General features: G+C 65.8%; 25 protein-coding genes. 9 read left to right on the forward strand and 16 right to left on the reverse strand.

Annotated elements, in window-relative coordinates; all coding sequences use genetic code 11:
- The first annotated feature begins 132 nt into the window (after positions 1-132).
- From rdgC to selD, 3 genes are read left to right on the forward strand one after another with little or no spacing between them, the layout of a single operon-like run.
- Positions 133-1,038 (forward strand): recombination-associated protein RdgC, encoded by a 906-nt coding sequence (gene rdgC / locus ACYVGS_RS11950; RefSeq protein WP_460588917.1) that lies wholly within the window; start codon positions 133-135, stop codon positions 1,036-1,038.
- Positions 1,039-1,058: 20 nt separating this feature from the next.
- Positions 1,059-2,177 carry a tRNA 2-selenouridine(34) synthase MnmH gene (mnmH, locus tag ACYVGS_RS11955; RefSeq protein ID WP_460588918.1) on the forward strand — a complete coding sequence of 373 codons (1,119 nt, stop codon included), beginning with the start codon at positions 1,059-1,061 and terminating at the stop codon, positions 2,175-2,177.
- Between the two features lie 5 nt (positions 2,178-2,182).
- Positions 2,183-4,429: a selenide, water dikinase SelD gene (gene selD, locus ACYVGS_RS11960; RefSeq protein ID WP_460589256.1), complete on the forward strand. Its 2,247-nt coding sequence runs from the start codon at positions 2,183-2,185 to the stop codon at positions 4,427-4,429.
- A gap of 15 nt (positions 4,430-4,444) precedes the next feature.
- On the opposite strand, the gene ACYVGS_RS11965 is transcribed toward selD, so the two are convergent.
- The 8 genes from ACYVGS_RS11965 to ACYVGS_RS12000 all read right to left on the reverse strand — a co-directional run bounded on the left by ACYVGS_RS11965 (position 4,445) and on the right by ACYVGS_RS12000 (position 11,085).
- Complete coding sequence (locus ACYVGS_RS11965; RefSeq protein ID WP_460588919.1) at positions 4,445-5,254, reverse strand: LytR/AlgR family response regulator transcription factor; 810 nt, start codon at positions 5,252-5,254, stop codon at positions 4,445-4,447.
- Complete coding sequence (locus ACYVGS_RS11970) at positions 5,251-6,345, reverse strand: sensor histidine kinase (protein ID WP_460588920.1); 1,095 nt, start codon at positions 6,343-6,345, stop codon at positions 5,251-5,253. Before ACYVGS_RS11970 ends, ACYVGS_RS11965 begins: the two co-directional genes overlap by 4 nt.
- A gap of 151 nt (positions 6,346-6,496) precedes the next feature.
- Positions 6,497-6,979, reverse strand: coding sequence for a GNAT family N-acetyltransferase (locus ACYVGS_RS11975; protein WP_460588921.1), 483 nt, complete (start codon positions 6,977-6,979; stop codon positions 6,497-6,499).
- A 16-nt stretch (positions 6,980-6,995) separates the two neighbouring features.
- The gene (locus ACYVGS_RS11980; protein WP_460588922.1) at positions 6,996-7,268 is read right to left on the reverse strand and encodes a TMEM165/GDT1 family protein; all 273 of its coding nucleotides are present in this window, start codon (positions 7,266-7,268) and stop codon (positions 6,996-6,998) included.
- A 69-nt stretch (positions 7,269-7,337) separates the two neighbouring features.
- Entirely contained in the window at positions 7,338-7,763 is a 426-nt protein-coding gene (locus tag ACYVGS_RS11985; protein ID WP_460588923.1) for a potassium channel family protein, read from the reverse strand.
- Between the two features lie 94 nt (positions 7,764-7,857).
- Positions 7,858-8,949: a Rieske 2Fe-2S domain-containing protein gene (locus ACYVGS_RS11990; RefSeq protein WP_460588924.1), complete on the reverse strand. Its 1,092-nt coding sequence runs from the start codon at positions 8,947-8,949 to the stop codon at positions 7,858-7,860.
- 33 nt (positions 8,950-8,982) lie between these two features.
- Positions 8,983-9,885 (reverse strand): VOC family protein, encoded by a 903-nt coding sequence (locus tag ACYVGS_RS11995; RefSeq protein WP_460588925.1) that lies wholly within the window; start codon positions 9,883-9,885, stop codon positions 8,983-8,985.
- Between the two features lie 12 nt (positions 9,886-9,897).
- Positions 9,898-11,085 (reverse strand): acyl-CoA dehydrogenase family protein, encoded by a 1,188-nt coding sequence (locus tag ACYVGS_RS12000; protein WP_460588926.1) that lies wholly within the window; start codon positions 11,083-11,085, stop codon positions 9,898-9,900.
- Between the two features lie 203 nt (positions 11,086-11,288).
- On the opposite strand from ACYVGS_RS12000, the gene ACYVGS_RS12005 reads away from it, so the two are divergent.
- Together ACYVGS_RS12005 and ACYVGS_RS12010 are read left to right on the forward strand one after the other, a co-directional pair.
- Positions 11,289-11,828 (forward strand): DUF4124 domain-containing protein, encoded by a 540-nt coding sequence (locus tag ACYVGS_RS12005; RefSeq protein ID WP_460588927.1) that lies wholly within the window; start codon positions 11,289-11,291, stop codon positions 11,826-11,828.
- 4 nt (positions 11,829-11,832) lie between these two features.
- On the forward strand, positions 11,833-12,294 hold the full coding sequence (locus ACYVGS_RS12010; protein WP_460588928.1) for a gamma-glutamylcyclotransferase family protein: 462 nt from the start codon (positions 11,833-11,835) through the stop codon (positions 12,292-12,294).
- Here ACYVGS_RS12010 and ACYVGS_RS12015 read toward each other — a convergent pair.
- From ACYVGS_RS12015 to ACYVGS_RS12035, 5 genes are all read right to left on the reverse strand, one after another.
- Positions 12,175-14,490 (reverse strand): winged helix-turn-helix domain-containing protein, encoded by a 2,316-nt coding sequence (locus ACYVGS_RS12015; protein ID WP_460588929.1) that lies wholly within the window; start codon positions 14,488-14,490, stop codon positions 12,175-12,177. The genes ACYVGS_RS12010 and ACYVGS_RS12015 overlap by 120 nt on opposite strands.
- A gap of 162 nt (positions 14,491-14,652) precedes the next feature.
- Positions 14,653-15,195 (reverse strand): hypothetical protein, encoded by a 543-nt coding sequence (locus tag ACYVGS_RS12020; protein WP_460588930.1) that lies wholly within the window; start codon positions 15,193-15,195, stop codon positions 14,653-14,655.
- Entirely contained in the window at positions 15,192-16,064 is an 873-nt protein-coding gene (locus ACYVGS_RS12025) for an alpha/beta fold hydrolase (RefSeq protein ID WP_460588931.1), read from the reverse strand. Before ACYVGS_RS12025 ends, ACYVGS_RS12020 begins: the two co-directional genes overlap by 4 nt.
- Positions 16,065-16,135: 71 nt before the next feature.
- On the reverse strand, positions 16,136-16,729 hold the full coding sequence (locus tag ACYVGS_RS12030; protein ID WP_460588932.1) for a YqaA family protein: 594 nt from the start codon (positions 16,727-16,729) through the stop codon (positions 16,136-16,138).
- Complete coding sequence (locus ACYVGS_RS12035; RefSeq protein ID WP_460588933.1) at positions 16,726-17,082, reverse strand: YbaN family protein; 357 nt, start codon at positions 17,080-17,082, stop codon at positions 16,726-16,728. The genes ACYVGS_RS12030 and ACYVGS_RS12035 overlap by 4 nt, the downstream gene beginning before the upstream one ends.
- 197 nt (positions 17,083-17,279) lie before the next feature.
- Between ACYVGS_RS12035 and ACYVGS_RS12040 the strand changes: the two genes are divergently transcribed.
- A complete protein-coding gene (locus ACYVGS_RS12040) occupies positions 17,280-18,416 on the forward strand; it encodes a phosphotransferase family protein (protein ID WP_460588934.1) in 1,137 nt (378 codons plus the stop codon).
- A gap of 50 nt (positions 18,417-18,466) precedes the next feature.
- Positions 18,467-19,240 carry an SDR family NAD(P)-dependent oxidoreductase gene (locus tag ACYVGS_RS12045; protein WP_460588935.1) on the forward strand — a complete coding sequence of 258 codons (774 nt, stop codon included), beginning with the start codon at positions 18,467-18,469 and terminating at the stop codon, positions 19,238-19,240.
- A gap of 49 nt (positions 19,241-19,289) precedes the next feature.
- On the opposite strand, the gene ACYVGS_RS12050 is transcribed toward ACYVGS_RS12045, so the two are convergent.
- Entirely contained in the window at positions 19,290-20,318 is a 1,029-nt protein-coding gene (locus ACYVGS_RS12050) for an LLM class oxidoreductase (protein WP_460588936.1), read from the reverse strand.
- Positions 20,319-20,398: 80 nt separating this feature from the next.
- Between ACYVGS_RS12050 and ACYVGS_RS12055 the strand changes: the two genes are divergently transcribed.
- Both ACYVGS_RS12055 and ACYVGS_RS12060 read left to right on the forward strand, forming a co-directional pair.
- Positions 20,399-21,493 (forward strand): hypothetical protein, encoded by a 1,095-nt coding sequence (locus tag ACYVGS_RS12055; protein WP_460588937.1) that lies wholly within the window; start codon positions 20,399-20,401, stop codon positions 21,491-21,493.
- A 2-nt stretch (positions 21,494-21,495) separates the two neighbouring features.
- Positions 21,496-22,689, forward strand: coding sequence for a cytochrome P450 (locus ACYVGS_RS12060; RefSeq protein ID WP_460589257.1), 1,194 nt, complete (start codon positions 21,496-21,498; stop codon positions 22,687-22,689).
- 25 nt (positions 22,690-22,714) lie between these two features.
- On the opposite strand, the gene ACYVGS_RS12065 is transcribed toward ACYVGS_RS12060, so the two are convergent.
- Together ACYVGS_RS12065 and ACYVGS_RS12070 are read right to left on the reverse strand one after the other, a co-directional pair.
- A complete protein-coding gene (locus tag ACYVGS_RS12065; RefSeq protein WP_460588938.1) occupies positions 22,715-23,731 on the reverse strand; it encodes a catalase family peroxidase in 1,017 nt (338 codons plus the stop codon).
- Between the two features lie 171 nt (positions 23,732-23,902).
- Positions 23,903-24,211, reverse strand: coding sequence for a hypothetical protein (locus tag ACYVGS_RS12070; RefSeq protein ID WP_460588939.1), 309 nt, complete (start codon positions 24,209-24,211; stop codon positions 23,903-23,905).
- Positions 24,212-24,333: the final 122 nt, after the last annotated feature.

Consider the following 24,333-nt stretch of genomic DNA (forward strand, 5'->3'; position numbering starts at 1 on the left):
GTTTCTCCCGTCCCGCTGTCTCAGTTTCAGCCCGTTGGCGGCATCGGCCCGTCGATGGGCGTTCGGGGTGGATGGGGGTGGCGAGCGGCCTGCGGTACAATGCGGCCCTTTTGCAGGTTTGGGGTTCCCTCCATGTGGTTCAAGAATGTCCGGGCCTACCGGCTCACCAGTCCGTTTACTCTCTCTGCGGAGCAGCTCGAGGAGCTGCTGGCCGAGCGCGCCTTCCAGCACTGCGGCGCCACCCAGCCGTCCTCCCTCGGCTGGGTCCCTGCCCTGGGGGGTGAAACCACCGCCCTGGTGCACCCGGTGGATGGCCGTCTGCTGCTGCGGATGAAACGCGAGGAGCGCATCCTGCCACCGGCCGTGGTCAAGGAAATGCTGCAGGAAAAAGTGGCGGCTATCGAGGAAGAGCAGGCGCGCAAGGTCTATCGCAAGGAGCGGCTCACACTCCAGGACGAGATTGTCCTCGACTGCCTGCCCCGGGCCTTCACGCGCTCCAATAGCCTCTATGCCTATATCGACACCCGCGCCAACTGGATCTTCGTGGATGCATCCAGCGCGACCCGCGCCGAGGAATTGCTGAATACGCTGCGGGAGTGCATCGGCAGCTTCCCGGTGCTGCTGCCCCAGGTCAACGAGGCACCGACCGCGACCATGACCGGCTGGCTGGCCCACCAGAGCCTGCCGGCGGATTTTGCCCTGGGCGAGGAGTGCGAGCTGCGCGAACCGGGCGACGAGGGTGGCGTGGTCCGCTGCAAGGGCGTTGATCTTCTGGGGGAAGAGGTGGAGACTCATCTAAACGCCGGGCGCCAGGTGGTCAAGCTGGCCCTGAACTGGGAAGAGCGGGTCAACCTGGTTCTGGCCGAGGACCTTTGCTTGCGCCGCTTGAAGTTTTCCGAAGAGCTGGTCGGTCAAAACGACGACGTTGCGGAAGACGACCTCGCGGTGCGACTGGACGCGGACTTCGCCCTGATGTCCAGTGCCATCACCGGCCTGCAGGAACGTGTGATGGCGCTGTTCGGCGGCGAGGCGGAATAGGTTGGTACCGGAACGATGACATGGTCGACCTGCCCCTGATAGACGATTACCGCGCCCTCTTCTTGGGGCGTGTGCCGTTTCTCGACCTGCGCTCTCCCGGCGAGTTCCAGCGGGGCAGTTTCCCCGCGGCCAGCAGCCGGCCCCTGATGACTGACGACGAGCGCGCGCAGGTCGGCACCTGCTACAAGCGCCAGGGTCAGGCCGCGGCGATCGAGCTGGGCCACCGGCTGGTTTCCGGCGCCGTGCGCGAAGCGCGCATGACCGACTGGCTGGACTGGGCACGGGATCATCCGGGAGGCGTGCTCTATTGCTGGCGCGGGGGGCTGCGCTCGCAGACGGTGCAGGCCTGGCTGGCGGAAGCCGGTGTGGTGGTGCCGCGGGTTCGCGGTGGCTACAAGGCCCTGCGCCGCTTCCTGATCGACGAATTGGAACACGGCCTGGCGCAGGCACGCCTGGTGCTGGTCGCCGGGGCCACTGGCTGTGGCAAGACCCGGGTCGTCGAGGCGCTGGATCAATCGATTGACCTGGAGGGCCTGGCCCACCATCGCGGCTCCAGCTTTGGCCACCTTCCCGAGCCCCAGCCGAGCCAGATCGATTTCGAGAACGCCCTGAGTATCGCCTTGCTGCGGCGCCTGGCCGCCGCAGGTGAAGCCGCATCATCCCGTCCGCTTTTTCTCGAGGACGAGGGGCGCCTGATCGGCCGCATCGCGCTGCCGGAAAGCCTGCGCCAGCGTATGCACGAGGCCCCGCTGGTGCTGGTGGAGGAGCCGGTGGAGGCGCGGACCCAGGTGGTGCTGGAGGATTACATTCTCGACCTGGGTGAGCGCTATCGCGCACGCCTGGGCGCTGAGGCCGGTGATGCCCTGCACCGCCAGCGCCTGCTGGACGGTCTCGACCGCATCCGCAAGCGCCTCGGCGGCGCCCGCCACCAGCGTCTTCGCGCCCTGATGGAGGCGGCTTTTGCTGCCCAGGTGGCTGGGCGCGGTATCGACGCGCACCGCGCCTGGATCGACGCCCTGCTCCGCGACTACTACGATCCGATGTATCGTTACCAGCTGGACCAGCGTCAGGGCGAGATTCTGTTTCGCGGTTCGCGCCAGGCCGTGATCGACTTCGCCCGGGAGCTGGCGGCTTGTTGAGTCCGGTGATCCGGCGCCGGGATCTGCTGCTGCTGGGCGGTGGCCACGCCCACGCCCTCGCCCTGCGCATGCTCGCCATGCGGCCCGTCGAGGGCCTGCGTATCACCCTGGTGTCTCCGGCCAGCCACACCCCCTACTCGGGCATGTTGCCGGGCCTGATAGCCGGCCACTACCGCTTCGAGGATACCCACATCGACCTGGCGCGGCTCTGCCAGTGGGCCGACGTGCGCTTTGTCACCGCCGAGGCCACCGGGGTCGACGCCCTACGGCGACGGGTCCACCTGGCCGGTCGCCCGTCCCTGGGCTACGACCTGCTCAGCATCGATATCGGTTCCCAACCGGAGCTGGACAGCGTGCCCGGTGCGCGGGCGTTCGCCATTCCGGTCAAGCCGGTGACGCAGCTGTGGTCGCGCTGGCTGGCACTCGCCAGTGAGCTCGCCGACGGCCGTCCCCGCCGGATCGCTGTGGTTGGCGGCGGTGCCGGCTCGGTGGAGCTGGTGCTCGCCATGGCCCATCGTCTGCGCGATGCACCGGTCACGCTCTACCTGATCTGCGGAACCCCGGAGCTGCTGCCCGGCTATCGGCCCGCGGCGCGACGCGCGGTGGCGCGGGCACTGGCACAAGCCGGTGTCACCGCCTACTGCGGTGCCCGGGTAAGCACTGTCGAGCGGGACCGGATCGAGCTGGACGATGGCCGGGAACTGGCCCAGGACGCCTTGTTCTGGTGTACCGCCGCGGCCCCCGTTCCCTGGCTCCAGGAGAGTGGTCTGGCCACCGATGCCCGGGGGTTTTTGGCGGTGGACGATACCCTGCGGGTCGAGGGCGAGGCGGCGATTTTTGCCGCCGGGGATGTGGCCACCCAGACCCGCCATCCACGGCCCAAGGCTGGTGTCTATGCGGTGCGTCAGGCACCTGTGCTGGCGCACAATTTGCGCGCCCAGCTGCTGGGTCGGCCCCTGCGTCAGCATCGGCCCCAGCGGCACTTTCTCTCGCTGCTCTCCCTCGGCGAGCGGCGAGCGGTGGCGGATCGCGGCCTGCTCACTGCCAGCGGTGCCTGGGTCTGGCGCTGGAAGGACCGCATCGACCGGCGCTTCATGGCGCGCTTCTCCGACCTGCCCGAGGCCATGCCGACCACCACTCCGGAGAGGCTGCCCGAGGCACAGCCCCGGGCGCAGGCTTTCTGTGGCGGTTGCGGTGCCAAGGTGGGCGGTAGTGCCCTGGGGAATGCCCTTGCGCGCCTGCGGCGGGACTATCCCGAGCACTGCCCGGCGGAAGCGGATGACGCGGTCGCCATGCCCCTGCCGGCCAGCGGGCGCCAGGTGCAGAGTCTCGACCTGCTGCGCGGCCTGGTGGAGGACCCCTGGCTGATGGGGCGCCTGGCCGCCCTGCACGCCCTGTCCGACCTGCATGCCTGTGGTGCGCGACCCCTGTCCGCCCTGGCGGCCCTGACCCTGCCTTTTGCCAGCCCGGACCTGCAGGAGCGCGAGCTGGAACAGCTACTGGCCGGGGCCTTGCACGAGTTCGCCGCCGCCGACTGCAAACTGCTGGGCGGTCACAGCCTGCAGGGGCACGAACTGGCCCTGGGTTTCGCAGTGCAGGGCGAACCGATGGCCGTCGATGGCCACCTGCTGCCGAAACGGGGGCTGGTTGCGGGCGACCGCCTGATTCTCTGCAAGCCCCTGGGGACCGGCACCCTGTTCGCCGCGCACATGCAGGCGCGGGCGGACGGGCGCGATATTGCCGCGGCCCTGGAGAGCATGCTGCTTTCCAATGCGTCGGCCGCGCGACTGGCGGTGGCGGCTGGCGTCAGCGCTGCGACTGACATCACCGGTTTTGGCCTCGCCGGACACCTGCGGGAAATGCTCTTGCCGGGCCAGTCGGCGAGCCTGGATCTCGCGGCACTGCCGGTGTTGCCTGGCGCACTGCACTGCCTGGAAAACGGGATCCTGAGTACTGCCCAGGCTGACAACGAGGTGCTGGCGGAACTGCCCCCCGGAGCGGACAGCACGCGGCGCCAACTGCTCTGTGACCCCCAGACCTGCGGAGGCCTTCTGCTCGGGGCGCCACCGGCGGCAGCGGATGACCTGTTGAGGCAGCTGCAGGACGAGGGCTATCGCCAGGCGGCGGTGATCGGCGAGGTCTGCAGTGACGAAGAGAGTGCTGGCGCCGGCGACACCCGGCTGCGACTTCGCGCTGAAGTAGACGACCGCTGGGAAACGGAGGCAGGCCGGCAAGCGCCGGGCAGAGCCTGAACGGTGCCTCGGCCGCTACGCTTCCAGCAGCTCCCGGGCGCGCTCACGGCAGCCGCGGCTGACCTTGACCCGTGCGCCACCTTCCAGGTGCAGGAGCATGTCGCCGCTTTCCAGGGTATGGGCGCCGACCACGTCCCGGGCGTTGACGATGGTGCTGCGGTGCACCCGCACAAAGCGCTCCGGGTCCAGCATCGATTCCAGCTGCTTCATGGTGCTGCGCATGATATGGGTGCCGGCAGGCGTATGCAGACACATGTAATCGCCCGCGGCGTCGATCCAGCGGATGTCGTCCACGCGCACCAGGTGGATGTCGTTGCCGTCGCGGATGCTGATTTTCTCCGGCCATTGTCGCGACCTGTCATCGCCAGCGGCCATGTCCTCCACCGAGCGCGCGCTGGCGCCGGTCAGCCCCATCACCAGCTCCACCAGGCGCTCCTTGCTGCGTGCCGACTCGCGCTGCTCCCGATGTTCCAGGGCGCGGCTGATGGCTTCCTGCAGGCGCTCCTCCTCGACCGGCTTGAGCACGTAGTCGACGGCGTGCACCTTGAAAGCCTCCACCGCGTAGGTGTCGTAGGCGGTGACGAAGACGATCATCGGTAGGGTGTCCCCCTGCAGGTGGGCGATGACGTCGAAGCCGTTCATGCCGGGCATCTGGATGTCCAGGAACACCAGCTCCGGCTCGTGCTCGGCGATGGCCAGCAGGGCCTGTTGGCCGTCGCTGCATTCCCCCACCACCTGAACCTCGGGGAAGGCCTTGAGGCGCAGGGCCAGGCCGCGGCGGGCCAGTTGCTCATCGTCGACGATCAGGGTGCGCAGGGGGCTCATGACGTGGTGCTCTCCGTCTCCAGTGGCAGGCGAATGCTGATGGTCAGCCCGTGGGGCTCGGTAGCCGTCAGGCGGAAGGACTGCGCCTCGCCGTAGAGGGCGCGCAGGCGCTCACGGCAGTTGGTGATACCGACGCCGCCGCCCTTGGGCGTGCGGCCGTTGCGCAGGTCCAGGCCCGGACCGTCGTCGGCCACCGAGAGCAACAGCTCATCGCCGGCCACCCGGGCGCTGACGGCGATGCTGCCGCCTTCCAGGCGGGTGGCAATGGCGTACTTGATGGCGTTCTCGACCAGCGGTTGCAGCAACAGTGAGGGCATCAGCGCATGGCTGGCGTCGGGGGTGACATCGAAGTAGAGCTGCAGGCGCTCGCCAAAGCGCACCTTCTCGATGTCCAGGTAGAGCTGCAGGGCCTTGATTTCCTCGGCCACCGTCACTTTCAGCTTGGGATCGTTGTCGAGGGAGTAGCGCAGGAAGCGACTCAGTCGGGTGACCATGTCGTTGGCCTGGCGGGTCTCCTGTTCCAGAATCAGGGTGGAAAGGGCGTTGAGGGTATTGAACAGAAAGTGCGGGTTGAGTTGATAGCGGAGCATTTTCAGCTGCGCCTCGTGGGCCATCGCCATGGCGGCGAGTCCGCGCTGCTTCTCTTCCTGCATCAGCAGGTAATACTTGATACCGATGTACAGGGCACTCCAGGCCAGCATCACCCAGAAGGCGGAGACCGTTCCGTCCAGGTAGCCGTACCAGGGCATGGGGTCTTCGCCGCGGCTTTTCAGCTGGTCGGGCCAGAAGGAGAAAAAGATGCTGGCGCGAATCAGCATCCAGGTGGCGGCCGCGAGGTAGGAACCCAGCAGCACCACCAGTGCCCGGACGGGGATGGATGCCTCCCAGGTCGCACGATAGGCGAGGCGCAGGGCCAGGGTGATCAGGATGCCGATGGCACTGACCACCGGCAGGTACCAGAAATAGTTGTCCGGCGGGTCGCCCCAGACCAGAATGCCCAGGTAATAGGAAAAGCCCCAGCTGCTCCAGCCGGCTAGCTGGAGCAGCCAGAACAGGTAACGTTTGTCCTGTAGCAGCTGCTGGAATTGCATGGCGCCAGTATACGGGGCTTTTTCGCTGCAGGCAGCGCACCTCGTCGCGGCGTAGCCGCGTTCTGTCGCAGGTGCGTCGCCGACGGCAGGATCGCGTCGGCGGTTGTGGTGATCGGGGCTGGCGGCAGTCCGGGCGGTGCCCTTTGCCGTGTTATTCGCCGGCGAAGCGCTCCAGGGCCTCGCCAGTCAGGCGGTAGCCCACCCACTCCGACTGGGGGCGGGCGCCAAAGGACTCGTAGAAGCGGATGGCCGGCTCGTTCCAGTCCAGCACGTTCCACTCGAAGCGGCCGCAGCCCTCGGTGACCGCCTGCCTGGCCAGGTGCTGGAGCAGGGCTTTGCCGGCGCCCTTGCCGCGGTGTGCCGGGTCGACGTAAAGGTCCTCCAGGAAGATACCCAGGCGGCCGAGCCAGGAGGAGAAATTGTAAAAGTACAGGGCGAAGCCCACGGCCTCGCCGTCGCTCTCGCAGATCAGTCCGTGCACCTTCGGGTTGTCGCCGAAGAGCAGCTGCTGCAGTTGCGCCTCGGTCGCCTCGACCTCTTCCAGGGCTCGCTCGTACTCGGCGAGGTCGCGGATAAAGCGCAGGATCAGTGGGCAGTCGGTGGGACGAACTGGGCGGATGTGCAGTTGGCTCACGGGCGTTTCTCCGGGTTCAGGCCTGGTAGAGCGTCCAGGCACCAATCAGGATAAAACCGGTCCCTGCCACGTAGGCCAGTACTTTTTCGCTGATCCAGGCCGAGAGCAGGCTGCCGGCGAGGACACCGATGGCTGAGGCCACAATCAGCGCCGCGGAGGCGGCAAAAAATACCGTCCACTTGCTCACCTCGCGATCGGCGGCGAACAGCATCGTCGCGAGCTGGGTCTTGTCGCCGAGTTCCGCCACGAAGACGGCGGCGAAGATGGTCAGGAACAGCTTGGGGTCCATGGGCAGGCGCGCCTCGTGTGACAAAAGGCGGCATTGTAGCCAAGAGTGGCGTGCGGAGACACCGCCGGACTAGTCGCCGCTCCAGTTGCGCTGCATCTCGTAGTAGAGGAAGGAGGCTGTCCAGGTGATCAGCACCAGACCGGTGAGGGATTCCACCCCGATCAGGTAGCGCAGGTTGCCCTCGGGATAGACATCGCCAAACCCCAGGGTGGTGAAAACAGTAAAGGAAAAATACACACAATCGAGCAGGGTGCCGTGGAAGAATTCCCCGTGCAGACTACCCCAACCCGGTGTGTTGATCATGCTGTAGTAGGCAATGCCGAAGACCCAGACCTCAATGGCGTGAGCTACCAGTGCGCCCCCCACGCCACAGACGATCCGGGCCCTGTGCATGACGCGCAGGCGCGGTAACAGGCGAGTCAGCCAGTGCAGAAACTCGTAGTGGATGACGACCGCCGCAGCGACCACGAGCATATTGATGATGGTGACCTGCATGCACCTTTTCCCAGCGAATCCGGGGACAGTGTAGCGCATAAAAAAGCGCCGAACCCCCGCAGAAGGGCCCGGCGCCAGAGGACCTGGGCGGAAATTACTGGCCCTGAGCGGCCAGGACCTCCTCCACAGTAGGACCGTCAATGGTGACGTGCTGGCGATGCTTGATCTGATCTTCGCGGATTTCCGCCACGTCGGTCATGAACTGGCTGTACCACTTGCGTACCATGTGAATGGGGCCATCACCGTCGCACATCAAGGGGTTGTCGATGACACACTTGTTGTTCCAGATGGCCACATCCTGGTGGAAGGACTCGATGTTCTTCTCGGTGTACTCGTCCAGCATGGCCTGGTTTTCTTCCGGGCTCAGGCTCGGATCCTTCTTCATCATCACACCGAAGTTGATGATGAAGTTGTCCTTGTCCACCGGTATATGGCTGACCAGCAGGTGCACCCGCATGGGGTGTCCGTCCATGCTGCCGGTCATGGTGGTGGTCATGTAGGCGGGGCCCTCGTAGGTGGCCACACTGGTAATCAGGCCGCCCTCGCCTTCGGTCAGGATCTGGTGCCCGCCGACCATGTACTGGATAAACTTGTGGCCCTGCATTTCATTGCGGAAGGATTTCACCGTCGAGTAGTGCACCGGGCCGAAGTGGGCCATGTCGGCCATGTTGTCCACCAGCTCGCGGCCCTGGGAGGCGATGGGAATGGCGCGCATCTCCCAGTCGGTCCACTCGCCGGAATACCAGTCGGCGTTGGCCTCGGGCTCCTGCTCGGGAATCGGTGGATTGTTTTCCGGGTCCTGCCAGATGAATACCAGGCCGTTCTTTTCCAGCGTCGGCCAGGACTTGATCACCGCCTTCGCGGGAATCTTCTTGGCATAGGGGATGTGGTCGCAGGCGCCATCGGAACCCCAGCTCCACAGGTGGAAGGGGCAGACCACGGAATTACCCTTGACCTCGCCACCACTGAGGTCGCCGCCCATGTGCGGGCAATAGCCGTCGAGAATGTGTACCTCGCCATCGTCTTCACCGCGATAGGCCACCAGCTTGCTGCCGAAGACCTTCAGCATGCGCGGCTTGGTGGTGATGCTGGCGCTGTTGCCGACCACATACCAGCCTCGGGCGAAGCGCTCGGGAACGGGTTCGGCCTTGATCTGATAGGGTTGTACTTTCTGTTCTGCGGTCATGGTATTTCCCTCAAATTATCGTGACTGTGTCGTTCAGCCCTGGCCCCAGCGGTGGCCCCAGTGGCTGGTAGTGGTACTTTCCGTGGGTGTGTAGTGGCGCCAGTCGATCTGCACGCCGTCGAAGCCGTATTCCAGGGCAAAGCCCGCCGGGGTCTCGACATACATCGAGACCATCTGATCGTTGGTGTGCCGCCCCATGCCGGTAATCACCCGGGTGCCGGTCTCGTGCACGCGATCGGTGAAACGCCCCAGGTCGTCCATGCTCTGTACCTCGGCCATCAGGTGCACCAGATTGCCCGGGTGCGGCTGGCTGTCCTCGTAGAGGGCCAGGCTGTGATGGCGCGGGTTGGCGCAGTGCAGGAAGTGCAGCCCGTGGGGCCTTTCCTCGCCCGGAATCGGTACCGTCAGGTAGTCGGTCTGGCCAAAGCCCAGCAGGTCGACATAGAAACTGCGCGTCTCCGCCAGGCAGGGGGTGGCCATGGCGATATGGCCCAGGCCCATGTCGCCGTGGTAGCCGGTGACAAAACCGGACACCGGCACCTTCGGCAGCAGGGGCAGGTAGTCCAGCCGCGGTTGCAGGCACAGTTCCAGCAGTTGGCCGCCGGGGTCGCGCAGACTGACAAAGGCAGTGACATTGCGCTCCTGGGCTTCCTCGTCGCTGCCGCGGCGGTAGTCGACACCGGCAGCGTCCAGTTCCGCCAGTGCCTGCTCCCAGGCTTCCGGGCCGCCGAGTTCCCAGCCGGCGCAGAGGAACTGGTCCTGCTGCCCCGGTACGATGCAGTAGCGGTAGGCGTAGTCGTCGAGTTTCAGATAGAGGTTGTCGCCCCAGCGATGCTGGGGGGCGACCACCATGCCCATCACCTCCGTGGCGAAGGTCTCCCAGCGCGACGGCGCGGTGGACTCGATGCGTACATAGGCCAGTGCCTTGATATCCATATCCTTACCCGCTTACAGGAAGAAGTCCGTGTTTTCCCGGCCCATCAAGGTGCCGCCGAGGTTGCGACCAAACTTGAAGGGGTTGTTGGCGACGTGGGTGCGACCGGCATTGATGTCCAGCCAGGCCCGGTTCAGCGGGTGACCGCGGTGGATGCCCTGGGCGCCGCAGGCGATGAACATGGCGTTGATGGCATCGGCGCACTTGGCGCCCACCCGCGCCGCGTCGTAGCGCATCTTGATGCGCTGCTCCATGGGCAGGGTTTCGCCCTTTTCGGCCGCCGCCAGCATGAGGTCGAAGTTGCGGAACATGATGGTTTCGCACTCGTCCACCGTGGCAATGGCGTTGGCCAGGGCCATCTGTGCGTCAGGGTCGGTGGCAATCTTGTTGCCGTCGTTCAGGCCGACACGGTTCTTGTTGACCTGGATATAGCTGTCGTTAACCCCGCGCAGGCAGCCGATAGCCGAGCTGCAGACTGCGCGCACGAAGATCTGGCCGAAGGGCAGACGGAAGATCGGGTGGGTGTTGACCGCGTTGCCCGGGCTGTTGCACTCGAAGCCGTGTACCGAGCGGTGGGTGCGGTATTCCGGCACAAAGGCGTCTTCCACCACGATGTCGTGGCTGCCGGTTCCCTCGAGACCGCTGACGTCCCAGTTGTCGACAATCTGGTAGTCGCTGCGGGGGACCAGGAAGGTGCGGTAGTCGGGTGCCTCGCCTTCCTTCTCCGGGGGGACCATGGCGCCGAGGAAGGCCCAGCCACAGTGCTTGGAACCGGAGGAAAAGCCCCAGTGCCCGCTCAGTTTGTAGCCGCCCTCGACCCGGGTGACCTTGCCCACCGGCATGTAGGAGGAGGAGATCAGCACGCTGGTGTCCTCGCCCCAGACATCCTGCTGGGCGCGATCGTCAAACAGGGCCAGCTGCCAGTTGTGAATCGCCACGACGCCGAGTACCCATGCGGTGGACATGCAGCCCTCGGCAAGGGTCATCTGCACCCGGAAGAATACTTCCGGCTCCATCTCGTAACCGCCGTAGCGCTTGGGCTGCATGATGCGGAAAAAGCCGGCTTCCTGCATGTCGCGCACCGTGCTCTCCGGCAGGTGGCCGAGGCTGGCGGCTTCTTTCTGGCGCTCGCGCAGGGCGGGGACCATCTGGCGGGCAGCGGTGTAGAGGCGCTCGCGATCTGTCAGTTGTTGTGCGGTCATGGCGATTCTCCTTGTGAGGCCGTGATTGCCGTTGGGTGCAATATCCTGCTTTCGGCGGTTCCGGCTCATACCTCAATTGCGTTATAGGACGGGCCAAGTGAAAGTGGCTTGATCCAGATCAACCCTTGGTGGGCTCGCGGGGTGGCGAAGGGGGGCCGTAGCGGGCGAGTTCAGAATTTCAGCCTGTTATTGGCTGTCGAGGCATGTCCGTTACGGCCGCGGCAAGGGTCTATACTGTCGGCATGTGGCGCGTCATTCTGAGTTGCAGTCTGGTGGTTCTGGCTTCCTTCCCGGCCAGGGGGCAGGAGGGGACGACGCGTGTCTACCGCACGGTCAACGAGCAGGGCGTGGTGGAATTCTCCGATACGCCGCCCGCCGAAGGGGTGGCAGTCAGGCAGCTGGAGATTGCGCCGATTCAGCCGGTGGACCCGGCGCAGGTGCGTGCCGATCTCGAGGCCCTGCGGGAAACCACCGACCGGCTGGTGGCCGAGCGCAGCGCGCGGGAAGCCCAGCGCTCCCCCGTCGTGGTTCTGGCGCCGCCAAGCCCGGCACCTGCCGACGATGGGCCCGGCGAGATACGGCAGGGTGTCTACTTGCCGCCGGTCTACTACCCTTTTCGCCATCCGCCGCGCCCGCCTCACCCGCCGCTCCGCCCCCGGGCGCTGCCCGACTGGGACCGCAACAGTCAGCTGATGCGTCCGATCACCGAGCAGCGCCTTCGCGAGCGTGAGGGCCGGCGCTGAAGCGATGTTGCAGCTGTTTGTGTACGGTAGCCTGAAACGCGGCTTTCACAATCACGCGAACTACGTCCCCTCGCCCGCGCGTATCGAGGATGCGCGGGTGTGGGGGCGGCTCTATGGGCTCAAATATGGCTTCCCCGCCCTGGAAATTGCCCCGCAGCAGGTTCTGCTCAACGGTAGTGGGGATCCGGAATCAGATCTGCAGCAGCAGCGCACAGCCTCCCCGCTGGAATTTGCCCGGCCCGAGGGGGATTGGGACCTGGTTCACGGGGAACTGGTGACGCTGGTCAACCCCCGTCGCGACCTGCCTGCAGTGGACCGGCTGGAGGCTTTTCGCCCTGGCCGCCGCTCACTCTACCAGCGTAGCCTGGTTCCGGTGCAGACCGATCGCGGTGTGGTCGCCGGCTGGGTCTACTGGATGCACCGCGTCGGCAGCGGCCAGCGTCTCCGCAGTGGTCGCTGGGAGTGAGCGGGCGGCCAGTACAGCCCGCTGGCTTTGAACCGGGGCTACCAGGCGCTCCATGACCGCCGCATAACCGGGCATCCCCCGCAGGTCGGCAAAGGCCGGTGAGCTGCGCACCGACCACCAGATCCAGGGCTCCACCATGGTCTGGCGCGTGGTGATTTCCAGCTGGGCCAGGGCTTCTTCGCGATCGCCCAGTACCGCTGCGGCCAATGCCAGCGACAGGGCGTGCGGTGCGATCTTGCACGCAGGGAGGGACATCATCTCCTGCGACAGCCGCGTGCGTGCTTGCTCGATGGATTGCCTGCCTTCCGGAGAGGGGGCTGGGGCGTGCCAGGCGAGCAGCATGACCAGGGTTTCGCGCAATTTCGAGACGGGCAGGTTCGCGGGAAGGGTGCCATCGAAACCATGTACCTGCTGGAGGAAATCCCGGGCCGGGTCCGGGTCGCCCGAATGGATGCTGTGGGCCAGGGCGTAGTCCGCCTGGTGGTAACGCCCCAGGAACATCAGATCATCACCCGTTGCGGCGAACATCTGGCGGGCCAGGCTGTCGATTGACCCACTGTAGCGCTGAAGGTAGAGGCTTGAGACCCGGAACGGTGGCTGATTCAGTTGGCGGGCGGCGGCCGGGTCACCCAGGTTCAGGTGGCTGATAACCAGCATGTTGCGCAGCCACTGATTGCGGGGGTCTTCCCGATAGGCCTTCAGCAGGCGCTGATGGGAGCGGGCCAGCTGGCCTTCGAGGGCATCGACGTGGCTCAGCATGGCAATGGCGGGAATGTAGTCCGCATCCACTGCCAGTGCCCGCTGTGCCAGTGTGCGCGCGCCGCTGAAGTCGCATTGGTCCAGCTTCAGATAGGCCTCGGCGTAGTGATTGCGTGGCTCCAGGGGGTTGAGCGCGCGGGCCTGGCGGATCTCTTGCAGGGCCAGATCGGATCGGTTCAACTGCATGTGATAGAGCTCTGCCAGTAGCGCGTGGCCGGCAGCGTGGCTGGGGTTGAGTGACAGGGCGCGCTCCAGGTCCGCGAGCATGCCCTGGGGGTCATTCCGCTTGAGGCGGGCGCGGGTCACGTAGGCGTCCCCGAGGTCGGGATCCAGGGAGAGCGCGCGTTCCAGCAGGGGCTCGATCACGGCCCCGATCGACTGGAATGTATCCGGGCTCTGGCTTCGCGTGTTGAGCAGGACTGTCTCCGCCAGCGCGGCCCAGGCCGGGGCAAAGTCCGGCCGGCTGCTGGTGATGCCTTGCAGCAAATCGATGGCCTGCTCCAGTTCCCGGGTGCTGCCGCCAGCCGCCAGCCGCCGCGCTCGCAAATAGTCCGTGTGCACTTCCCGGCCAAGCGCGGGTGCCTCTTCTGCCTCTGCACCCTGGACCAGCACCACCTGGAGGGCGCGGGCGACATTGCGGGCAATATCGTCCTGCACCCGCAGCAGCTCGGCAAAGCTGCGGTCGTAGCGCCCCGACCAGAGTTGCTGGCCATTGCTCGTGTCGACCAGCTGTACGCCAATGCGCAGGCTCTCATTCTCGCGCCGCACGCTGCCTTCGATCAGGTAGTCGACTCCCAGCGCCTCTCCCACGGCCTTCGGGTCCGCTTCGCTGGAGCGGAAACGAAAGGACGAGCCGCGGGAGGTTACCCGGAAGGCAGGATGGCGGGACAGCAGACCGAGTAGCTCCTCTGCCAGGCCGTCGGCGAAGAAGGTGTCCTCGCCGGGGTTGAGGTCGATAAATGGCAGTACCGCGATGTGGTGCTCCACCTCGAGCTGCGACGAGGGAGCGGGCGCTTCGCGCAGCAGTAGCAGCCCGGCGATCAGCACCAGGGCGAGCGCGCCGCTCAGCAGTGGCCAGCGGGGCCAGCGACGCGCGCTGGGCGCTGTCTCGTGTGGCTCAGCTGCCACCGGCTGCGGGAACGTGGCGACATAACCGCGTCGGTGCACCGTGCGGATGCACCGGGGCAGGCCGCAATCCGCAAGTACATGGCGCAGGTTGGATACGCCCCGACGGACAGCATCATCCGACACCACCCGCCCATCCCAGACTGTCGCGACCAGCTGGTCGTGGCTGAGCAGCTCGCCGTCGTGGGCCAGAAAGCAGGCCAGCAACCGGGTGGTCTGAGGCTCCAGGGCGACCCGTGTGCCGTCGTCGCCGCTCAGCTCGCCGAGGGCGGGGTCGAGCTGCCAGCAACCAAAGCGCAGGGTGTCGCTCATGCCGTCTGCCGCCGGTGGTTGCCGGAGAATGGGATGGTTCCTGTCACAGGCCGGTCTCACCTCCTGATGCCAGTGTCGGTGTCTGTCCGGGCATACGTGTCGCAGCTCACCTGCTGCGCGTCAGGCCGGACGAAGCTGTACCGGGGTAAGAGTATAGCCGGCCTACTGGCGCGGTGCAGATGGGTGTTTACTGGGTGAGTCGGCGGGATAGAGCTGCAGGATACCCGACTCCCCCGCCATGTCCCCGATGACCCAGATCTGCTCAAAGGGATGTTGCCCAGGCAGGGTGATGCGCTCGCGGCAGGCCCGCAGCTCCTCCGCCGACCACAGGGGGTTGGCGTTGCGGATCACCAGCCAGACCCGTTCGCTGTCGTAGTGCTTGCCCGCCTTGCTTGCCAGCACGGCGTTGAGCGCGGCAAGCAGGCGCTCCCCGAGCGGGACTTCCGTCAGCCGATGCAGGGCCTCCAGGGTGCGGATATTCGCCTCGCGGCCGAGTATCAGCATGGCCTCGGTTTCGCTGCCGTAGATGTGCGCGACCTCGAGATCCATGCGGTCGCCGTTCAGGTAGCAGGAGACATCGGGCTTGCTGGGCTCGTTGTGCCAGATGTGTCGCATCGGCTGGCCGCTGCGCTGCTCGTACAGACGCATGAAGATGCGGGCGGCATCGTGCTCCAGCTCGATCTTCTCCTGCAGGCTGCTCTTCACCCCGCAGGACCCTCCGGTTCCTGGCGGCAGAGGAAGCTCATTACCAGGGTTTCAAAAGCCTGCTTGCACTCGATCATCGCCCAGTGGCCGCAGCGGGGGAAGGTGTGCAGCTCGCACAGGGGGATCAGGCGCATCGGCAGCAGCGCGGCATCCAGGGGCGTCACCCGGTCGTCGCGACCCCAGGTGAGCAGTGTGGGCGCCTGGATGCTGGCCAGGTGTTCGATGGCGCGGGTGGGAGACTGTTCGCGCATGGCAGCGATCTGGCCGATGCCCTCGCGGGAATAGATCTGCCGGGTGGCGGCCAGGGTGTTGGGCTCCATGGCCTGCTCCCAGCGGGCATCGATCAATTCCGGGGTAACCAGGCTCTGGTCGTGCACCATGGAACGTAGCCAGGCCTCCAGGCGCTCGCGGCTCGGCTCCTCGGCAAAGGCGGTGAGCAGGTTGACCCCCTCGGCGGGGAAGGGCGCAAACAGGTTGAGACCGATGCCGCCGATACAGGTGAGGCTGATGACCCGCGCCGGGTGGGCCGCGGCGATATGCGAGCCGACCATGCCACCCAGGGAGTTGCCGATCACGTGGGCTTCGGGCACATCCAGTGCATCCAGAAACTCTACGCAGGCGGTCACGGCTCCGGCGATGGGGTCGCCTGCCAGTGGCTGGCTGCCCCCGTAGCCGGGCAGGTCCACCACCAGGCAGCGAAAGCGCTGCGAGAACCAGCCGAGGTTGCCGGAGAAGTTGGCCCAGCCGGTCACCCCGGGTCCGGAGCCGTGGATCATCAGCAGGCAGGGGCCGCTGCCCACCTCGTGGTAGTTGAGGGTACCGTGGGACAGTTCGAGGCTGCGGCGGGTGGCCTGGTAATCAATGCGCATGGGACATCCATTTCGATTCAGGAGTTGCCGCAGAGCTTAAACCAGCGGCACAGGTCGGCCAACCGCCCTGCCTAGCTGAGCCACAGAACCAGAACGAAGGCCACCAACAACACCGCCGACACCCAGCGGGTATGACGCCGGAACAGGGCTTCCGCCTGATCGCCGGCCCAGTACACCAGCAGGGCCAGGCCGAAGTAGCGCAGTCCGCGTGCCAGCGCCGAGGCGAGCATGAACAGCCCGAAGGAAAAGCCGGTGGCACCGGAGACCAGCATGGCAGTCTGGAAGGGCACGGGGGTGACACCGACGCTGAGGACGAACCAGAAGCCCCGGCTCTCCATCGCCTGCCTTGCCCGCTCGAACTGTTCCGGCGTGCTGAACCAGGCAATCAGCTGATCGCCCGCGACATCGAAAAGCCACAGTCCCGCGGCATAGCCCAGGGCGGCACCCGCCAGGCAGCCGAGCAGGGCCAGCAGGGCAAACAGGAACATCTGCCGGCGCCGGGCCTGCATCATCGGGATCAGCAGGGCCTCCAGGGGAATGGGAACGACGGTGGATTCGAGAAAAGACGCCAGGGTCAGCCCCCAGAGTGCGTGCCGCGATTGGATCAGGCGCTGACCCAGACGCAGCAGGCGCGAGCGCGGTGAAGTATCGCTGGCATCACTCACGGTTCGGGCCGCCACCACAGCCAGGTGAGCACCACGACGAAGACTGTCGTGACGCCCGCAGCAAAAGCCAGCGGTGCGCCGGAAAGCCAGAGAAAGGTTGCGCTGCCACCACACATGGCCGTGGCCAGCCACTTGGCGCGCCGGGAAACAGCACCATTTTCACGCCAGGCACTGATGTGCGGTCCGTACTCCGGATGGTTCAGCAACCATTCCTCGAGCTCCGGCCAGCCCCGGGAGGCGGCCCAGGCTGCCAGCAGCAGGAAGGGCACCGTGGGCATGACCGGCAGTAACAGCCCCACCGCCGCGAGCAGTAGCGCGGTGACAGCGATCGAGCGCCAGAACAGAGTGTGCATGCTTCCTTGCCAACTTCCCGGGTTGTGAGCGGCCATGATGGCCCGATTGGGGTGCGCGGGGCCAGCACAGATGACGGATCCGGCCAGGTCGTGCCGGGGCTTGTGATCGTTGCGCGACTCTGCTTTTATGGTTGCAACAATAATAGCGCAGGCTGTGCTGCACGCTGGTGAATGCAGACAAGCCTGGAAGAGGCACCATGGCCACTGCACAGACTCCTCCCGAAAACCGGCTCCAGCGTTCCAGCCGTGACATTTCCACACTTTCCGACCGGCTGGCCGCGTGGCTGTCGACCGTATTGCCCGCTGGTGCCTCGCCGCAGGTGAGCCTGGAAAGCGGCATCGACGCCAATGGCATGTCTTCCGAAACCCTGGTGCTGGCCGCCGAGTGGCAGGCCAACGGCGAAGCCCGGCGCGAGCGCTGGGTTGCCCGGGTGGCGCCCGCCCACGAGGACGTGCCGGTGTTTCCCAGTTACCGCCTGGACCACCAGCGCGAGGTAATGCGACGGGTGGCCGAGCTGACCGACATCCCGGTGCCCCGTGTGCGCTGGATGGAGCCCACCGGCGAGGTACTGGGCACGCCCTTCTTCCTGATGGACCATGTCGAGGGCATCGTGCCCCCGGACGTGCTGCCCTACACCTTTGGTGACAACTGGTTCTACGACGCGCCCGTGGAACGCCAGCGCGAGCTTCAGGACGCCTCTGTCAGTGTCCTGGCGAGGCTGCACTCCATTCCCAAGGCAGCCGAGACCTTCGCCTTTCTCGATGAAGGGCGCGAGGGCAGCACGGCGCTGCGGCGCAACGTCAACTGGTGCCGGGAGTGGTACGAGTTTGCGGTGCCGGATATCGGCCGCTCCGCCCTCCTCGACCGCGCCTTCGACTGGCTGGAGGCCAACTGGCCCGCCGAGGCGGACGCCGCCGAGCCGGTCCTGCTCTGGGGCGATGCCCGCTTCGGCAATACCCTCTACCGCGACTTCCAGCCGGTGGCGGTGCTCGACTGGGAAATGACCGCATTGGGTCCGCGCGAGCTGGATGTTGCCTGGATGATCTTCGCGCACCGGGTATTCCAGAGCATCACCACCCTGTTCGAGATGCCCGGCATGCCGCACATACTGCGCGAGGAAGATGTGCGGGCCAGCTACACGGAGCAGACCGGTGTGGAGCTGGGTGACCTCAGCTGGTTCCAGGCCTATTGCGCGGTACTCTGGGGCTGCGTGTTCATGCGTACCGGGGCCCGCCAGGTCCACTTTGGCGAAATCGAAAGGCCCGACCAGGTGGAGGACCTGTTCCAGCACCGGGCCCTGCTGGAAGAATTGATCGGCGAGAAGACAGCGTAACGACCTGTTGCGGGTCGGTCATCACTCATTGAAGGGGAAGGGAGCGGCGGATGGCATTTTACGGCAAGGTGGCGCTGGTGACGGGGGCCGCCAGTGGCATGGGCCAGCTTTCCGCCACGCGCCTGGCGGAACAGGGCGTGCGGGTGGCGGCGGTGGACCTCAACGAGGAGGGCCTGAAAGAGACTGCATCCCGGTCGCCCAACATCACCACCTTTACCTGCGATGTTAGCGATGGACAGCAGGTCGAGGCGATGGTGGCAGCGGTGCGGGAGCAGCTGGGCCCCATCGATCGCCTGACCCACGCGGCTGCGATCATGCCCGGCGGTGCCTTGGTCGACATGCCCAGCGAGCGCATCAACCGGATGATGGCGATCAATTACGGGGGCACGGTCAACGTCAGCAAGGCGGTGCTGCCCGGCATGCTGGAGCGCGGCAGCGGCGACATGATCCTCTTCGGCTCCATGGCCGGGGATGTCCTGACCCACAACCTCGGTGCCTACAGCGCCACCAAGTCCGCCACCAATACCTACGCCGAGATTCTCTACCGCGAAAACAAGGACAGCGGCATCCGCTTCCTGCTGGTCTGTCCGCCGGCGGTCAACACGCCGCTGGTCAACCAGGCCCTGGAGGGGGGACCAAAAAGCCTCAGACAGTCTCGCGAGGCGGGTCGCCTGTCGGCACCAGAGAAGATTCTCGACGCCATCGAGCAGGCGCTGGAGAAGGGCAAGTGGGTGGTGCGGCCGGGCGAGGCTGCCGTGCTGAGCTGGATTCGGCGCCTGGCGCCGGGGTTGCTCTGGAAACTGATGGAGACATCCAACCGCTGAAACCGCAGGCGCATCCCGCTTCGCACGGTGTGCCTGCGCGTGGGTGCTGTCACCCCGCGCCTTGCAGACGCCGCAGATCCTGGAGGATCTCCCCCCACATCGAGTCGGGGGCCGCATAGGGGGCGTAGATGGCCAGCCGGTCGGCGCAGTCGCCGTAACGGGCCAGCAGGCCCGCGGCGATATCCCCGGGGTGTCCGCTGACCGCGAAGGCGTCAACAAACTCGTCGTCGATGCGGCGCCCCAGCTCCTCCCACTGGCCCTGCTTGGTGAGCCGGTTCAGCTCCGGCTGCAGGTCGGCGTAACCGATCGCGGCCATGGGCGGCAGGTAGGCGGGGGTGGAGGCGTAGAAGCCCAGCAGTCCGCGCACGCTGGCGTCGGCGGCCTGCCGTGCCGCCGCGTCCTCCCCGGTCACCACGATGGCGTTCACCTGCAGGGTGAAGTCCCCGCGCTCTCGCCCGCCCCGCGCCAGGCCTCGCTCCACGGCCGGCAGGGCCTGCTCCCGCAGGAAGCGCTCGTTGTTGAAGGGGTGCACGATCAGGCCGTCCGCAACCTCGCCGGCCACCTCGGTCATGCGCGGGCCGAGGGCGCCGAGCATGACCGGCGGCACGCCATGGGGGTTGGGGCCGGGGTTGAACATCGGTGTCATCAGTGTATGCCGGTAGAAGCGGCCCCGGTAGTCCAGGGGTGTGCCCTCCTGCCAGCAGGTGAAAATGGCTTTGAGCGCGAGGATATAGTCGCGCATGCGGGGCGCGGGCGGGTCGAAGTCCTCCCCGAAGCGTTTCTCGATATGCGCCTTCACCTGGGAACCGATCCCGAGGAGGAAATGGCCGCCGCTGTAGCGCTGCAGGTCCCAGGCCTGGTAGGCCAGGTGCAGCGGGTTGCGCGGGAAGGCCACGGCGATACCGGTGGCGATGTCCAGCCCCGGGGCGTGCTCCGCCGCCAGCACCAGCGGCAGGAAGGGATCTGAGCTGCCCTCCAGGGTGTACAGCCCGTCGTAGCCGATCGCCGCCAGCCGTCGCGCTTCCGCGGCGGCGTCGCCCAGCTGGGCATAGAAGGGTCCGTCGATTTTTATTGTCACTGCGGTGTCTCCCGGGGTATCTGTCGCATTGGCGCAGGGTGCGTTATGCTGGACTAATAATAATTAGTCTGGAGTGCCCCATGCTGTCACAAATGGACGACTACCCGCTACACCAGATCGCCGACCTGATGCGTTTTGTCGGCACCTCCGACCGCAATTTCTATGACCGCTACTACTTCAACCTGCACGCCTCCAGTGACGACCTGTTCATGGTCATGGGCATGGGCCAGTACCCGACCCTGGATGTCCAGGATGCCTTCGTGGTGGTGCGCCGGGGTGACAAGCACCACGTGGTGCGCGGCTCCCGGGAGCTGGGCCACGACCGCATGGACACCTCAGTAGGCCCAATCCGCATCGAGGTGATCAAGGGCCTGGAACGCGTGCGCTTCATCGTCGAGGAGCGCCCCGGGCAGCCGCTGGCCATGGACATCACCTGGGAGGGCGCGATTCCCGCCTACCAGGAGCCGCGGCACTACATTCGCAAGCACGGCCGCGTGCTGTTCGACAGCATGCGCTTCGCCCAGACCGGCTGCTGGAGTGGCAGCCTGCGCATCGGCGAGGAGACTTTCGAGGTGACCCCGGACCGCTGGAAGGGCAGCCGCGACCGCTCCTGGGGCATTCGCCCGGTGGGCGAGTTCGAGCCGCCCGGTGTGCACGCCGGTACCCCGATCATGGAGGGCATGTGGAACTACGCGCCGATGCAGTTTGACGACTTTTCCATCCTCTACATCGTCAACGAGCACAACGACGGCCAGCGGGTACTCGAGGACGCGGTGCGGGTGTGGAAGGATCCGGCGCGCGAGACCGAGTGGCTGGGGCGTCCGGAACACGAGCACCACCTGGTGGTGGCGAAACCCTATCAGTCTTTTATCGACCGTTCGGTGATCCGCTTCCCGGATGCACCCGGCGGGCCGCTGGAAGTCGCGGTAACCCCGCTCACCCATGTCTGGGTGATGGTGGGTACCGGTTACGGGCTGGAGCCGGACTGGAAGCACGGCATGTACAAGGGCAAGGAAGTGGTGGAACACTTCAGCCTGGATGTGGAGCAGGACAAGGAGCGCATGTTCGGCCTGGTGGACAATTCGGCCCGCTTCGAGCTCAGCTCCGGCGAGGTGGGTTACGGCCTGTTCGAGTACTGCTTCTTTGGCAATTTCGACCGTTACGGTGTGGCGTGAACATGCAGATTGATGTCTACAGCCCGGACAGCTATACCCGGGGTATCCCCCACGAGCAGTTTGCCTGGTTGCGTGAACACGCACCGGTCTACTGGCACGCGCATCCCGACGGTGGGGGCTACTGGATCCTGAGCAAGCATGCGGACATTGTCGCGGTATCCCGGGATTTTCGGACCTTCTCCGCGCAGCAGGGTTTCGTCATGGTCGACGACCTGCCGCCGGACATCCTGGAAATGGCGCAGAACCAGTTGCTGGGGATGGACCCGCCCAACCACGGTCCGATTCGCCGCGCGGTGATCAGCCGCTTTACCTCGCGGCGCCTGGCGGCACTGGAACCCCGGGTGCGGGAGATCGCGCGGTCAGTGATGGCACGGGCCCCGGTGGGCGAGGAGATCAACTTCGTCGACGACCTGGCCGGCGACCTGCCCACCGCGGTGATCTGCTCGCTGCTGGATATTCCCGAATCGATGTGGGCGCAGATCCGGCGCTGGTCAGATCTGCAGACCTCCGGCTCGGATCCCGACCTGGGCGGGACGCCGGAGGAAGTGACCCAGGCCTCGGTGGAGATGGGCAGCTACGGTTACAGCCTGGCCAGCGAGCGCCGCGAGGGTGATGGAGAGGACCTGGTATCCCTGCTGGTGAACCAGGAGATCGACGGCCACCGGGTCTCGGAGATGGAGTTTGCCTCCCTCTTCGTACAGCTGGCGGTGGCGGGCAACGAAACCACCCGCGGCCTGATCAGCTCGGGCATGTACCAGCTGCTGAACCAGCCCGACCTCTACCGGGCGCTGGAAGCGGATGCTGGCAATCTGCCCCTGGCGGTGGAGGAAATGTTGCGCTGGACCTGCCCGCTGCACTATTTCCGTCGCACGGCCACCTGCGACACCGAAATCCGCGGCCAGACCATTGCCGCGGGCGAGCGGGTGGTGATGCTCTACAGCTCGGGGAATTTCGATGATGAGGTTTTCACCGACCCAATGCGTTTTGACATCACCCGCGACCCCAACCCGCACCTGGCCTTTGGCCACGGTATCCACCTTTGCCTGGGTGCCAACCTGGCGCGTATGGAGGCGCGGATATTTTTCGAGGAGTTCTTCCGCGCCTTCAACGGCATAGAGCCCACCGGCGAGCCGGTGTACATCCGCTCCAACAATATCCACGGCTTCAAGCAGATGCCGGTGCGCCTGCAGCGCTAGCGGCAGGCGGTGTGCTTCAAACCCTTTATTGGCCTGACAGCCGTTTGCCAAAGGAAATGGCGTAGGCCGCGGAGCGCAGGGCCAGCACCGGGTCATCGCTGGGGCTGATGCCGCGGGTCAGCTGGTTGGGGTCGAAGTTGACCGGCTCGCAGGCCACACCGCCGGCGCCGCTCAGGGTCAGTGTGCCGACACTGATAGTCTCCCGGTCATTGGGCCATTGCAGGGAGGGATCATTGATCGGGTCTTCCGGATCTGCGAGCACCCACTGCCAGTGCAGGTCGATGCTGCCCGCTTCCGCCAGACGCTTGTTCAGCCGATCCTCCAGAAAGGCCGCTGGAAGGGTGGCGCGCTCCTCCTCGGTGAGCAATTGTTCGCCCGCAGCCGGCACCAGTTGCCAGCGGAAGGCCTGCATTTGGCCGTCGCTGCGATCTGCCAGGAAGCTGTGAATGCCGAAATAGGTGGCCGCCGTGTACTCCGCAGCCGGCGGGTGCGCCTGCAGCCAGCGGCCCTGGCGGGCCGCTTCCGGATTCTCTTCCAGGTAGCGTTCGCGGTCCTCGGCGCTTGCCTCGCCCTGCTGAATCAGGTGGTTCAGGCGCAACAGGCCGAGGAACTGCTGCGGGTTCTTCCCGGCGAACACCGGAGTGGTGAGACCGGCGATGTGGTGGGGCGATTCGCCCTCGAGCAGAAATTTCACGCCAATCCCGCGCGGTGCCCGGGTGCGCTCGTCGGCGTCCGGGTTGCCACCCCCCATGGAAAAGCGCACCACCACCGGCGTGATCTGGTCAAACAGCGGTGTGTCGAAGCGCTCGCGAGCGTCATTGCCAGGGGTGAAGTGGCCCTCGGCGCAGACCCCGCGGGCGTGGCCCTTGCGCACGCCCGGGTGGGTACCACTCAGCTTTTCAAAGACTTGGATGAAATCGCTGGCGGAGGCGCTGGCGGGGGCCTGATGAATATCCTCTGCCTGGGAGCCGGGGGCGGCAATCATCAGGGCGGGGAGCAGGCTGCATAATGACGCGCGTTGACGAAAGGTTTGCAGTGGCATGATGCAGGATTCCTTGCGGGGGCTGTGTGAGCGCGGCGGCTCAACATGGGCGACGTCTACCCCATGCTTTACGCTTGTAGCCCCAGCGTGGATGACAGGTCCGTGGTGGTCTACTGTTCCGCTTGGCTATGCGCGTCGACGTCAGCAGGTCCTTGCTGCACTCTTGCCGTACTACAGGGCACTCTGAATGGCTGGCACCGCCACTGCCAGCAGGGTCACGCCCATCAGCGCCGACAGCACCCGGAAGTTACCCTGCATGGTTGCCTCTATCGCTGCCAGCTTGACGTCCTGCTGGTTCAGGCGGGCGTCCAGTTTGGCTTCCAGTCTGGCTTCCAGCTCGGTCATGGCTGCGCGCAGAGTGGCATTCAGGTAATCCCTGGTGACAATGTTGTCCGCGTAGAACCCGAATGCTTCCGCCATCAGCTCTGCCTGTACGTCTGCCTGGGATTCAGCATAGTCCTCGTTCAGCACGCTTGCCATTATCTGCCCGAAAACACGACATGTATGCCCATCCACTATGGCCAGTCCCGGCGTGCGCCAGTAATGTGACCCCCGTCAAAGTCAAACAGGGCCTGTGTGGGCAGATTCGCTTGCTTCGCCCA

This window comes from Haliea atlantica (assembly GCF_054779855.1).